Origin of the sequence: Streptomyces amritsarensis, from assembly GCF_001953875.1 — a bacterium.
Taxonomy (GTDB): Bacteria; Actinomycetota; Actinomycetes; order Streptomycetales; family Streptomycetaceae; genus Streptomyces; species Streptomyces amritsarensis.
In genome coordinates, this window is sequence record NZ_MQUR01000029.1 from 22,649 (window position 1) to 35,564 (window position 12,916).

At 73.8% G+C, this 12,916-nt stretch carries 9 protein-coding genes; 1 reads left to right on the forward strand and 8 read right to left on the reverse strand.

Features of this window, described 5'->3' with window-relative positions:
- Positions 1-97 precede the first annotated feature (97 nt).
- The 6 genes from AVW11_RS15025 to AVW11_RS15050 form a co-directional block, all read right to left on the reverse strand.
- Entirely contained in the window at positions 98-2,389 is a 2,292-nt protein-coding gene (locus AVW11_RS15025; protein ID WP_060180453.1) for a xanthine dehydrogenase family protein molybdopterin-binding subunit, read from the reverse strand.
- A 59-nt stretch (positions 2,390-2,448) separates the two neighbouring features.
- The gene (locus tag AVW11_RS38350) at positions 2,449-4,785 is read right to left on the reverse strand and encodes a 2Fe-2S iron-sulfur cluster-binding protein (RefSeq protein ID WP_076044233.1); all 2,337 of its coding nucleotides are present in this window, start codon (positions 4,783-4,785) and stop codon (positions 2,449-2,451) included.
- Complete coding sequence (locus tag AVW11_RS15035) at positions 4,782-5,699, reverse strand: FAD binding domain-containing protein (RefSeq protein ID WP_076044234.1); 918 nt, start codon at positions 5,697-5,699, stop codon at positions 4,782-4,784. The genes AVW11_RS38350 and AVW11_RS15035 overlap by 4 nt, the downstream gene beginning before the upstream one ends.
- Before the next feature lie 305 nt (positions 5,700-6,004).
- Complete coding sequence (locus AVW11_RS15040; protein WP_076044235.1) at positions 6,005-7,684, reverse strand: beta-N-acetylhexosaminidase; 1,680 nt, start codon at positions 7,682-7,684, stop codon at positions 6,005-6,007.
- A 167-nt stretch (positions 7,685-7,851) separates the two neighbouring features.
- Positions 7,852-8,136 (reverse strand): DUF3039 domain-containing protein, encoded by a 285-nt coding sequence (locus tag AVW11_RS15045; RefSeq protein WP_030010729.1) that lies wholly within the window; start codon positions 8,134-8,136, stop codon positions 7,852-7,854.
- Between the two features lie 29 nt (positions 8,137-8,165).
- Complete coding sequence (locus AVW11_RS15050) at positions 8,166-8,726, reverse strand: YqgE/AlgH family protein (protein ID WP_030847446.1); 561 nt, start codon at positions 8,724-8,726, stop codon at positions 8,166-8,168.
- A gap of 263 nt (positions 8,727-8,989) precedes the next feature.
- On the opposite strand from AVW11_RS15050, the gene murA reads away from it, so the two are divergent.
- Complete coding sequence (murA, locus tag AVW11_RS15055) at positions 8,990-10,333, forward strand: UDP-N-acetylglucosamine 1-carboxyvinyltransferase (protein ID WP_030771691.1); 1,344 nt, start codon at positions 8,990-8,992, stop codon at positions 10,331-10,333.
- Positions 10,334-10,699: 366 nt separating this feature from the next.
- Here the strand turns inward: murA and AVW11_RS15060 are convergent, their stop codons facing one another.
- A complete protein-coding gene (locus AVW11_RS15060) occupies positions 10,700-10,981 on the reverse strand; it encodes an HU family DNA-binding protein (RefSeq protein ID WP_007264399.1) in 282 nt (93 codons plus the stop codon).
- 300 nt (positions 10,982-11,281) lie between these two features.
- The gene (locus tag AVW11_RS15065; protein ID WP_030847449.1) at positions 11,282-12,718 is read right to left on the reverse strand and encodes an NAD-dependent malic enzyme; all 1,437 of its coding nucleotides are present in this window, start codon (positions 12,716-12,718) and stop codon (positions 11,282-11,284) included.
- Positions 12,719-12,916 lie beyond the last annotated feature (198 nt).

The window sequence follows — 12,916 nt, forward strand, 5'->3', positions numbered from 1 at the left end:
CGTTCGCACGTGCGCGCGCACACTCTCGTCGATCACTCTAGCGACCGGCACCGACAGCCCCAAGTCCGGGGTTGCACGTGCAATGCGGTTCAGCCGGTCACGAGTTGGGCGCCGCCACCGCCGCAGACGGCCTGATCGGGAGTCGGTTGACCGGGCGGCCCGTGGCCGCGCGGACTGCCGAGGCGATCGCCGCCGGCGTCGTCACCACCGGGACCGCGCTCGCCGCCTTCGCGCCGAACGGGGCCACCACGTCGCGCTCCTCGACCAGTTTCACGATGCGGACCGTCGGGGAGTCCAGAGCCGTCGGCAGGGCGTAGCCCGTCAGGTCGGGGTGGCGGACCAGGCCGGCGACCGTGCGGAGGTTCTCCGTCAGGGCCGCGCCCACGCCCTGGGTGACGCCCGCTTCGATACGGGCCTCCAGCTGGCGGGGGTTGAGGATGCGGCCCACGTCCTGGGCCACCGCGAGCTCCACCACCCGTACCGAGCCCAGCTCGATGTCCACGTCCACCACCGCGCGGATCGCGCAGAAGGCGAGGCCCACGAACGCGTCGCCCTGTCCGTCCGCGTCCAGCGGTTCCGTCGGGTGGGGGCGGCACTGGGCGGTCGCCCAGAGTTCCTTGCCCGCCATCGCCTCCGCGACCGACATCGAGAACGCGCCGTCGTACGAGGTGATGCGGCCGTCCTGGATCTGCAGGAGCTCCGTCGACATGCCCAGCTTGTGGGCCATCGGCTGCAGCAGCTGGGTGCGGACCATCTTGGCGGCCCGCTCCACCGCGCCGCCCGACACCCAGGTGTGGCGGCCGTGCGCCGACGGGCCGGCCGGCGGCTGGTCGGTGTCCACCGGGGCCACCGCGACCTCGTCGACGCCCAGGACCTCCTGGACGATCTGGCGGGCCAGCGTGCCGAAGCCCTGACCGGTGTCGACCGCGGCGCAGATGACGGTGGCCGCGCCGCCGATCACCTTCACCGTGGCGGTGGAGACCTCGTCGGTCCCCTCCGCGCCGAGCATGTGGACCATGCCGACGCCGTAGCCGACGCCGCGCCGCACCGCGCCCGGCTCGCCCGCGCCCTCAGGGCCGCCGGGCAGCAGCCACTCGTCCTCGGGGGCGTCCTTGGGGAGCGCGGGCAGCTCGACGTCACGTACCGAGCGCAGGAGTTCGGCCACCGGTGCCGGGCAGGTCACCGTCTGGCCCGTGGGGAGCAGGTCTCCCGTCGCCAGGACGTTGCGCATGCGCAGTTCGGCGCCGTCGATGCCGAGGGCGGCCGCGAGCTTGTCCATCTGGCCCTCGTACGCGGCGCACACCTGCATGGCGCCCTCGCCGCGGACGTGGCCCGACGGCGGGTTGTTGGTGCGGACGACCCAGCCCTCGACGAAGGCGTGCGGGACGACGTACGGGCCGCAGGCGAAGGCCACCGCCGCCGCCAGGGATTCCGCGGAGGCGTCGGCGTACGCGCCCGCGTCCATCAGGATCTGCGCCTCGACCTTGATCAGGCGGCCTTCCGCGTCCGCGTGGTGGCGGTAGCGCAGCAGGGTCGGGTGGCGGTGGGTGTGGCCGAGGAAGGACTCCTCGCGGGTGGCGGCCAGCTTCACCGGGCAGCCGGTACGCAGGGCGAGCAGGCCGAGCGGGAGCTGGAAGGCGGCGTCCTCGCGGTCGGCCGTCGCGCCCGGCACTCCGGTGACGACGACGCGTACGCGGTCCGGTTCCAGGCCGAAGCAGGCGGCGGCCAGGTCGCGGTCGGTGTGCGGGTCGGTGGAGGCGGTGTAGAGCTCGACGCCGCCGTCGGGGCGGGGCACGGCCAGTCCGGCCTCGGCGCCGATGGGGGCGGGGTCCTGGCGGCCGATCCGGTACAGGCCCTCGACGACGACCTCTCCGGTGGCCTCCGGGTCGCCGTAGCGCAGCGGGATGTGCCGGATCAGGTTGCCGTCGGGGTGCAGGGCGGGGGCGCCGAAGGACTGCTCGGGGTCGGTGACCGGGTCGAGGAGTTCGTACTCGACGGCGATCGCGGCCGCGGCGAGGCGGGCGGTGTCGGGGTGGTCTGCGGCGACGGCGGCGATGGGCTCGCCGTGGTGGCGCACGACGTCGTGGGCGAACACGGGCCGGTCGGCGATCCGGCGGCCGTGGGTGGTGGCGCCGGGCACGTCGGCGTGCGTGACGACGGCGCGTACGCCGGGCATCTCCGCGGCGGCCTTGGTGTCGATGGACAGGATCCGGGCGTGGGCGTGCGGGGAGCGCAGCACGGCGGCCCACAGCAGGCCCTCGGCCCACAGGTCGGCGGCGTAGGGGAAGGTGCCCTCGGTCTTGGCGCGGGTGTCGGCGGCCTCGACGGAGGCTCCGATGCCGCGCGGTACCTGCGGTTCCGCGGCCTCGGCCGCTCCCGGGACCGTCATGGCCGTCACCGTGGCGTTCACGGCTGCCGTCGCCGTCGCCGTCGCCGCGTCCTGCCCGCTCACGCCGTGCCTCCGTGGTGGATGCCGCCCTCGCCGGGCGCTGCCTGGTGCGGGATGCGCGGCTCCGACGCACCCTCGCCCTGCGCCTGAACCTGTGCCTGGACCTGCCCCTGGCCGTGCCCCTGCCCGTGGCCGTGCCCCGGCGCATGGGCCTGCGCCGCGTCCGCCGAGGCGGCTGAGGCGGCCTCGCGCCCGGCCACGACCTCGCGCACGGCCTCGACGACCCCCGAGTAGCCGGAGCAGCGGCAGAGATTGCCGCAGAGCGCCTGACGGGTCTCCAGCTCGCTGGGGGCGTGGTTGCCCTCCAGCAGGTCGTGGATGGTCATGGCCATGCCGGGCACGCAGAACCCGCACTGCACCGCACCCGACCTGCACAACGCCTGCTGGACGTCCGAGAGTTCCCCGCCCGTGGCGAGGCCCTCGACGGTGCGGACCTCGCTGCCGGCCGCCGTGGCCGCCGGGACCAGGCAGGAGGCGACGAGCCGGCCGTCGACCTGTACGGCGCAGGCGCCGCACTCGCCCTGCGAGCAGCCGTCCTTGGCGCCGGCGAGGCCGAGGCGCTCGCGCAGCACGTAGAGGAGGGACTCCCCGATCCAGGCTCCGGTGACGGGGCGGTCGGCGCCGTTGACGCGCAGCACGTAGGAGGCGTGCGGATGCTCGTGGTGGACGGCGGCGGGCCGGGTGTCCTCCTCGTACGCCGGCACCTCGGCCGGGATCCCCGGGCCGGTTCCCTCGCCCGGGGGCTCCGCCGCACTGTCGGCGGTGTCCGCATCCGGTGTGGACTCGGCCGGGACCTCGGCGCGGGCCTGGGCGGTTTCGGCGGGCGCCTGCCCGTCGGCGTCGGCGCGGTCCGGTGCGGGCGCGCGGCCCGGTTCCGCGAAGCCGTGGGCGTCCGCCGGGCCGGGCTCCGCCTCGGGGGCGCCGCCGGCCGCAGCGGACTGCGGCGCGGGCTCCTGGGCCGGCTCCGGGGCCGGCTCCGGAGCCTGGCCGAAGGCCGCGAAGCCGTGCCCGTCGGTGTCCGCGGGATGCCCGGAATGCGTGGAGTGCATGGAGTGCGCGGATTGAGAGGAGTGGCCCGGCTGACCGGCATGCCCGAACAGGTTGGAATGCCCGTCGTGTTCGGAGTGACCGGCACCCCCGGCGCCCCCGCCGTCTCCACCGTGACCGTCACGCCCGGCCTGCCCGGTGTGACCCTCATGCCCGGTGTGCACCGCATGCCCAACATGCCCGGTGTGCCCGAACGGGTCGGATTCCTCGGTGTGTTCGGTGTGCCCGGCCCGGTCGGAGTGGTCGGGCTCGGCCGGCTGCGCGGCGTCCGCGGCCCGCGCCTCGACCCGCACCCCGCCGAAGAGGTCCACGCCGCCGGCCGCCTCGGCCGGCGCCTGCGCCGCTGCTCCCGGATGGGGCCGCTCCCCCGCGTGCGCCGTCGCCGCCGGGCCGTGCGCGGCCTCGATGTCGTGCGGCGCCTGGTGCGCGGGCTCGGCCTCGTGGAGCGCGGTGCCCACCCCGGGGCCGCCCAGCACCCGCGGCCCGCGGCCCGCGGCGCCCACACCGGGCCCGCCGAGGAGGCGTCCGGCGGCCTGCGCCGTGGCGGCGGCAGCGGCCGAAGCGGCCGCGGCCTCGTCCGTGCCCGGCAGGACGCCCGCGTCCTGGCCGTGCGCCGTGCCGGGGCCCGGGTCCGGGTCGGCGGCCGGCTGCTGCGTCAGGTACGCCCAGGGGGCCGGGGCGCCGCCCGGCAGGGTGGCCGGGGCCTGGCTCCAGTCCGCGTCCAGGCCGCCGCCCGGGCGGAAGTCGCCCTGCTGCCCGGCGAAGTCCGGCACGGCCCACTGGCCGGTCGTCGAGGGCGCTTCCTCGGGCTCGTGCACACCCTCGGGGAACCGCCACTCCGCGGTCGCACCGGGGTCGTGCGCCGGGTCGGACTCCGGCTCGGACTCGGCGAACGCGGCCGCCACCGACGCCGGGATGGGGATCGAAGCGGGGATCGGGCCGCCCACGGACCCGGACACCGCACCGGCGCCGGACACCGCACCGGCGCCCGCGGCGGGCGCCGACGTGTCCGCGCCCGCCTCCGGCCACTGCGCGGGGAGCGTCCAGGTGCCCGTGGCCGCCGGGTCCGTGCTGGCCGAGCCGAGCGGCACGATCATCGGCGGCGGCACGTAGCCGTGCCCGGGCGCCGCGAGCGGCTCGCCGGTGCCGAGTGCGTCGAGCATGTCCTGCGGCAGTTTCACGAAGGCCGTGGCGTCCGAGTCGTACTCGCCGCCCTGCGGGACCGGTTCCCAGCCCCAGCCCGCCGTGCCGTTCCCCTGGGTCACGTTCTCGTTCTCGTTCTCGCTCATGAGGTCAGCGCCCTTCCGAGGGCCCTCCGTGCCAGTACGGCCACCGTCCGCCGCAGGTGCAGTACGCCGGGAGCCACCGGTTCCCCCTGGTCGGGGACGCAGGCGGCCGCGACGTACTCGCCGAAGGCCTCCAGCGCCTCGGGGGCCAGGATCCGGCCGCCGTCCCAGTCGATCAGCGAGGCCACCCACTGCTCGGCCTCCAGCGGCCGCAGCGGCATCGGGGCCACCGCGCCGATCGCACAGCGCACGCCGCGGCGCGCCGGGTCCAGCACGAGCCCCACGGACGCCACCGCGCGCCCGGGGCCCGTACGCCCGGTGGCCTTGAGGAACACCTGCGGGGCGTGCAGCAGGGGCACCCGCACGAAGCCGATGAGCTCGCCGGGGCGCAGCATCTCCCGCCCGGCCAGCAGGTGCGAGACCGGGATCTCGCGCTGCCCGCCGGGGCCGACGATGACCAGTACGGCCTCCAGCGCGGCCAGCACGGGCAGCGCGTCCCCGGTGGGCGCGGCGCTGGCGATGTTCCCGCCGAGGGTGCCGGCATTGCGGATCTGCGGGGGTCCGGCGGCGCGCGCGGCGGCCGCGAGGGCGGGGATCAGGGCGGCGAAGTCGGGCCGCCCCATCCGGGCGTGGGTGAGGCCCGCGCCGAGCAGCGCGTGGCCGTCCTGGTACTGCCAGCCGCGGATCTCGTTGATCCGGCCCAGGCCGACCAGCGCGGCGGGCCGCAGCAGTCCGGCGTTGACCGCGGCCATCAGGTCGGTGCCGCCCGCGACGGGAACGGCGGCGGGCATGGCGGTGAGCGCCGCGACGGCCTCGTCGAGCGAGGCCGGCAGCGTCACGGACTGCGCCGCCTGCTGCCCCTGAGCCCCCTGAGGTGAATCAGGTGCGTGCGGTGCGTGCGGTGCGTGCGTGGTCAACCCAGCTGCCCCTTCCCGATGTCCCGGTCCTGGCGCTCACGCCTGTCCGCCGTACGGTACGTGCTCACCGCCGGGACGTGGCAACTCTGGCACATCTTCCGGGCCGCCCGGCGCGAGGGTCCTCCCGGTGCCCCCGAGGTCGCGGGCGGTGTCCCGTACGGGGTGGAGGGCCCCGTCGCACCGCCTTCGACAACCCTCCTCCCCGATTGCCCGATTTTCCCCGTATTGCTGGAAATCGAGGGAGAGTTCCGGACCCGTTCGGTTTCCGTTCAGGCCGGCTCCGGGCCGGTCCGCGTGCCCCCGTGTCACACGTTCGGGGGCGCTCCCTCGATGGGGCGCCCGCGCACTCCGGGCCTGCGCTGCCAGGGCAACGGGCCGCCCGGCGGCCGGTAGCCGACGCCCAGGGCGTCCAACCGCGGGTAGTGCGCGGCCATCCGCTGCTCGAAGTCCGCGTAGTCGCGCTCCTCGGGCGCCGGCTGCCACGACCACACCGCCTCGGCGAAGGCCGCCAGCCGCGGGAACACCTGGTAGTCGACCCGGTCCTGGTCCTGCGTCACCTCGGTCCACATGTTGGCCTGGGCGCCCAGCACATGGGCGGCGGCCTCAGGCGACAGCTTCGGCGGCACCGGCTCGAAGCGGTAGACGTCCTCCAGAGAGCGCACGTACCCGATGGGCATCGGCTCGTCCCCGCCGCCCGCCTGACGGTGGTCCAGGTACACGTGCTGCTCGGGGCACATCACGACGTCGTGCCCGGCTGCTGCGGCGGCGGTCCCGCCCGCGTAGCCGCGCCACGAGGAGACGGCGGCACCCGGCGCGAGCCCGCCCTCCAGGATCTCGTCCCACCCGATGAGGCGCCGGCCCCGTTCGGCGAGCCAGCCGTCGAAGTGCCGGACGAACCAGGACTGCAGCCCGTCCTCCCCGTCGACGCCCAGCTCGCGGATCCGCTCCTGCGCGGCCGGGGAGGCCTTCCACTGGGCCTTTGGGCACTCGTCGCCGCCCACGTGCACGAAGGGCGAGACCTCCGCCGGGAACAGCTCCAGCAGCTCCTCGAAGACCCCCTCGTAGAAGCGCAGCACGGCCTCGGTCGGCGCGAGGACGTTCTCGCAGATCCCCCAGTCGTCCCAGACGCCGAGCGCCGCCGTGTCGACCACGTCGGTGTTGCCCAGCTCCGGGTACGCGGCGATCGCGGCCTGCGAGTGGCCCGGCAGGTCGATCTCCGGGACCACCCGGACGTGCCGCTCGGCGGCGTACGCGACGATCTCGCGGATGTCGTCCTGCGTGTAGAAGCCGCCGTGCGGGGTGTCGTTCCACAGCGGCGAGGCCCGGTGGCCCCACCGGCTGCGCGGCCGCCAGGCCCCGACCTCGGTCAGCCGCGGGTACCGCCTGATCTCGATGCGCCAGCCCTGGTCGTCCGTCAGGTGCAGGTGGAGCACGTTGAGCTTGTGGGCGGCGAGCAGGTCGATGTAGCGCAGCACGCCGTCCTTGGGCATGAAGTGCCGGGCGACGTCGAGCATCATCCCGCGCCAGCCGAAGCGGGGACCGTCCGCGACGCGGGTGTACGGCAGGCTCCACGTGCGGCCGGGCAGCGGCGCCTTGCGGTACGCGTCGGGCCCGAGCAGCTGGCGCAGGGTCTGGGCGCCCCAGAACAGTCCGGCGGGCGTCGCTCCCGTCAGCTCCGCACCGCCCTCGCCGACGTCGATGAGGTACGACTCCGGGCCGCGGTCCCCCGCGGCGTCCGGGTTGATGCGCAGCCGCAGCTCCGCGGCCGCGCCGGCCCCGGCTCCCGGCCCGGCGGCGGGCAGCGACCAGCCGGTGGCCGCCCCCAGCTCCCGCCGCAGCCAGCGGGCGACGGATCCGGTGCCGGGTCCGGAGTCGAGCAGCGGCTCGGGCCCGAACGCGAAGCGGCGCCCGTCCCCGTCGAGGAGTGCGACCCGGGGTGCGGGGATCAGGCCCGTGCGGATCAGGCCCGTGCGGATCAGGTCCATGCGTCAGCCCTTCGCGGCAGCCGGTTGCGCCCTGCGCAACGCACGTTCCGCCGGGTGCTCGTCGCGCCGACCCTAACGCTCCCTGCGGGCACGGCAAAGGCCCCCGGACGCACCGTGGTGCACCGGGGGCCTCGGTCCCGCGGAAGAGAGGGGGGAAGGGGTCGGAACTACTTGTCCTTGCCGCCCTTGTCCTTGTCCCCGCCGGGGCCCATGGACTCGTAGATCTCCTTGCACATGGGGCAGACCGGGTACTTCTTGGGATCCCGGCCCGGTACCCAGACCTTGCCGCAGAGCGCGACGACGGGGGTCCCGTCGAGCGCGCTCGCCATGATCTTGTCCTTCTGGACGTAGTGGGCGAAGCGCTCGTGGTCGCCGTCACCGTGCGACACCTGCGGCGTCGGCTCTACGAGGGTCCCCGTGCCAGTCCCGCGCTCGGGCTCAAGAGTGCTCATGGAACCCAGGGTACTTAACCGCGCGCCCGTCAGTTGAGCGACGGGTCGTCCGGATAGGTGGCGACCATCGCGAGTTCGCTGCGCTGGCGGCGCAGCACCGAGCGCCACAGCCGCTCCGGATCCGGCGAGGACACGTCTCCGGGCTCCGACTCGACCACGTACCACGCGCCCTCGCCGAGCTCCTCCTCCAGCTGGCCGGGCCCCCAGCCGGAGTAGCCGGCGAAGATGCGCAGGCCCCCCAGGGCCGGGGCCAGCAGCTCCGGCGGCGCCTCCAGGTCGACCAGCCCGATCGCCCCGTGCACCCGGCGCCAGCCGAGCGGCCCCTCCTCACCGGGGATGACGGCGAGCCCCAGGGCCGAGTCCAGTGCCACCGGCCCGCCCTGGAACACCACGCCGGGGGCCCCGGCCAGCGGCGCCCAGGGCAGCAGGACGTCGCCGACGCCCACCGGGGTCGGCCGGTTGAGGACCACGCCGAGGGAGCCCTGCTCGTCGTGGTCGAGCAGCAGCACCACCGCGCGGTCGAAGTTCGGATCCGCGAGGGCGGGGGTGGCCACGAGCAGCCGCCCTGTGAGGGAGGACACCTCGGTCATGCCGCCATGATCCCCCACATCGCCCCTTCGCGGGGAGCGGGCGGGCGGATCCGACCGCATGCAGCTCAGGGCGCACGGCGGCAGCGCGGAGCGCGCACGGACGGACGGACCGGAACGCGACGCTCCGCCATGTGGTGGATACGGAGGGTGTTGTACCGAATTCATGACAGTCCTACGGCCACGTCGCCCTTACGAACAAGGGGGTGATGGCCCTTACCCTTTTCCCTGGTCCCCCTGCCCACCCTCTCCGGAACGCGAGATTCATGACCGGCATCAGTGACGATGTACTGCTTGTCCACGGCGGTACCCCGCTCGAGGGCGAGATCCGTGTCCGCGGTGCGAAGAACCTCGTGCCCAAGGCCATGGTCGCCGCTCTGCTCGGCAGCGAACCCAGCCGGCTGCGCAACGTTCCCGACATCCGTGACGTGCGTGTCGTGCGCGGTCTGCTCCAGCTGCACGGGGTGACGGTCCGCCCCGGCGAGGAGCCGGGCGAGCTCGTGCTCGACCCCACCCACGTCGAGAGCGCGAACGTCGCCGACATCGACGCCCACGCGGGCTCTTCGCGCATCCCGATCCTCTTCTGCGGCCCCCTGCTGCACCGTCTCGGCCACGCCTTCATCCCGGGCCTCGGCGGCTGCGACATCGGCGGCCGGCCGATCGACTTCCACTTCGACGTGCTGCGCCAGTTCGGCGCCACCATCGAGAAGCGCGAGGGCGGCCAGTACCTGGAGGCCCCGCAGCGCCTGCGCGGCTGCAAGATCCGCCTGCCCTACCCGTCCGTCGGCTCGACCGAGCAGGTGCTGCTGACGGCCGTCCTGGCCGAGGGCGTCACCGAGCTCAGCAACGCCGCCGTGGAGCCGGAGATCGAGGACCTCATCTGCGTGCTGCAGAAGATGGGCGCCATCATCTCCATGGACACCGACCGCACCATCCGGATCACCGGTGTGGAGCGGCTCGGCGGCTACAACCACAAGGCCCTCCCGGACCGCCTGGAGGCCGCCTCCTGGGCTTCCGCGGCCCTCGCCACCGGCGGCAACATCTACGTGCGCGGCGCCCAGCAGCGTTCGATGATGACCTTCCTGAACACCTACCGGAAGGTCGGCGGCGCCTTCGAGATCGACGACGACGGCATCCGCTTCTGGCACCCGGGCGGCCCGCTCAACGCCATCGCGCTGGAGACGGACGTGCACCCCGGCTTCCAGACCGACTGGCAGCAGCCGCTCGTCGTGGCCCTGACGCAGGCCTCCGGCCTCTCGATCGTCCACGAGACGGTCTACGAGTCCCGGCTCGGCTTCACCTCGGCGCTCAACCAGATGGGTGCTCACATCCAGCTGTACCGCGAGTGCCTGGGCGGCTCGGCCTGCCGCTTCGGCCAGCGCAACTTCCTGCACTCGGCGGTCGTCTCCGGCCCGACCAAGCTGCAGGGCGCCGACCTGGTCATCCCCGACCTGCGCGGCGGCTTCTCGTACCTGATCGCGGCGCTGGCCGCCGAGGGCACCTCGCGCGTCCACGGCATCGACCTGATCAACCGCGGCTACGAGAACTTCATGGAGAAGCTCGTGGAGCTCGGTGCGAAGGTCGAGCTGCCGGGCGGCGACCTCGTCTGACCCGCTCCGCCGTGCACCCCGCACGGACGCCGAAGCCCCCCGGGCCCGCAAAGGGCCCGGGGGGCTTTCGCATGCCCCGCCGCGCCCCTCGCGCCCCCTGCGCGCCGCCACGCCGCCGCCCGCGCCCCGGCGGGCCCTGACGAGGCGTGACGGGGCCTGACGAGGCCTGACGGGGCCTCACAGGCCCGCAGGGGCCCCTCCCGCGGGGCCGCACGGCGTTCGGTCGGCCCGGGCCGGGGCCCCGGGCAGGCAGAAGGGCGGCCGCCCCGCCCGGGGTGGCCGCCCTTCACCGTTCTACGTACTGCTGCGTCTCTGCTGTGCTCGACGTTGCGAAGGCCTGTGCGGCCGTCGGCGCCGGGGCAGGACTTACTTGCCCTTGGCGGCTTCCTTGAGCTTGGAGCCCGCGGAGACCTTCACGCTGTAGCCGGCCGGGATCTGGATGGGGTCGCCGGTCTGCGGGTTGCGCGCGGTGCGAGCGGCACGGTGGGTGCGCTCGAAGGTCAGGAAGCCGGGGATGGTGACCTTCTCGTCGCCCTTGGCGACAATCTCGCCGACGGTCTCGGCGAGCGCGGCCAGAACGGCGTCGGCGTCCTTGCGGGTCACCTCGGCGCGCTCGGACAGAGCGGCCACCAGCTCACTGCGGTTCATGTTGTACTCCCGTGTTCAACTTGCCTTAGAGGCGTGAGATCGAAGCCGATGCTGCCAGGGCCCTAGGACAGTCCCCGGACCCGGGTCTGAACGTCAGACCCTCTCGCCCGGTTACGCATCCTGCCCCCACCAGCGGCGGGAAAGCCAATCCGGCACCCGCCGGGGTCACACGAAAAGCGCCACAGTCACGCCCCGGTGACGCTCCGTCCGCACCCGTGGGATGCGAACAGCGGAGCTCGTTGGCATCCCCGCAACCCTAGAGGCGGCCCGGTGGGCCCGCATCCCGCGACGCGCCGGGGATCAGGGAGCCGTGAGGCCCGTCACAGGCCCGTTCTGCGCGGCCGAGGCGGCCTTGCGGACGGCCCCGGCCACCGCGCCGGCGACCTTGTCGTTGAACACCGACGGGATGATGTAGTTCGCGTTCAGCTCGTCCTCACCGACGACGTCCGCCAGCGCGGTCGCGGCGGCCAGCATCATGCTGGTGTTCACGGTGCGGGACTGCGCGTCCAGCAGACCGCGGAAGACACCCGGGAAGACGAGCACGTTGTTGATCTGGTTCGGGAAGTCGGAACGGCCGGTGGCGACGACGGCGGCCGTCTGGCGGGCCACGGCCGGGTCCACCTCGGGGTCCGGGTTCGCGAGCGCGAACACGATGGCGCCTTCCGCCATGGCGGCGACGTCCTCGCCGGACAGCACGTTCGGGGCCGAGACGCCGATGAAGACGTCGGCGCCGACCACGGCCTCCTTCAGAGTGCCCGTGTAGCCCTCGGGGTTGGTGTTGTCGGCGATCCACCGCAGCGGGGAGTCCGCGGCCGCGTCGACGAGGTCGGGGCGGCCCGCGTGCACGACGCCGTGGATGTCGGCGCTGACGGCGTTCTTCACACCCGCCGCGAGGAGCAGCTTGAGGATGGCGGTACCGGCCGCGCCGGCACCCGACATGACGACCTTGACGTCCTCAACTGCCTTGCCCACCACGCGCAGTGCGTTGGTGAGGGCCGCGAGCACGACGATCGCGGTGCCGTGCTGGTCGTCGTGGAAGACGGGGATGTCGAGGGCCTCGCGCAGCCGGGCCTCGATCTCGAAGCAGCGCGGCGCGGAGATGTCCTCGAGGTTGATGCCGGCGAAGCCCGGGGCGATGGCCTTGACGATGGCGACGATCTCGTCGGAATCCTGGGTGTCGAGGCAGATCGGCCAGGCGTCGATGCCGGCGAAGCGCTTGAAGAGGGCGGCCTTGCCCTCCATGACGGGCAGCGCGGCCATCGGACCGATGTTGCCCAGGCCCAGCACGGCGGAACCGTCCGTCACGACTGCGACGGAGTTGCGCTTGATGGTGAGGCGGCGTGCGTCCTCGGGGTTCTCGGCGATCGCGGTGCACACGCGGGCGACGCCCGGGGTGTAGATCATCGAGAGGTCGTCACGGTTGCGGATGGGGTGCTTCGACGACATCTCGATCTTGCCGCCGAGATGCATCAGGAACGTACGGTCGGAGACCTTGCCGAGGCTGACGCCCTCGATGCCGCGCAGCTTCTCCACGATCTCGTCGGCGTGCGCGGTGGAGGTCGCGGCGATGGTGACGTCGATCCGCAGCTTCTCGTGGCCCGAGGCGGTCACGTCGAGGCCGGTGACCGAGCCGCCGGAGGACTCCACGGCGGTGGTGAGCTGGGAGACCGCGGTTCCGCTCGCGGGCACTTCCAGGCGGACCGTCATCGAATACGAGACGCTGGGCGCCGTTGCCATGGCCGTGTTTCCTCTTCTGTCCCTGGTTCGCTTAACACACAGGGCCCGCGTTCCGCAGCAGGTGGCGGCAGGGCCTGTTGTCCGATCGTCCCACCTACCAGCCGGTACAAGGTAACCAGCTACAAAATTCGGAAAGACTCTTCCACCATACGAGATATGAAGGGGGTTCGGAATGGCGGGGTCATACAAAACAGGTCC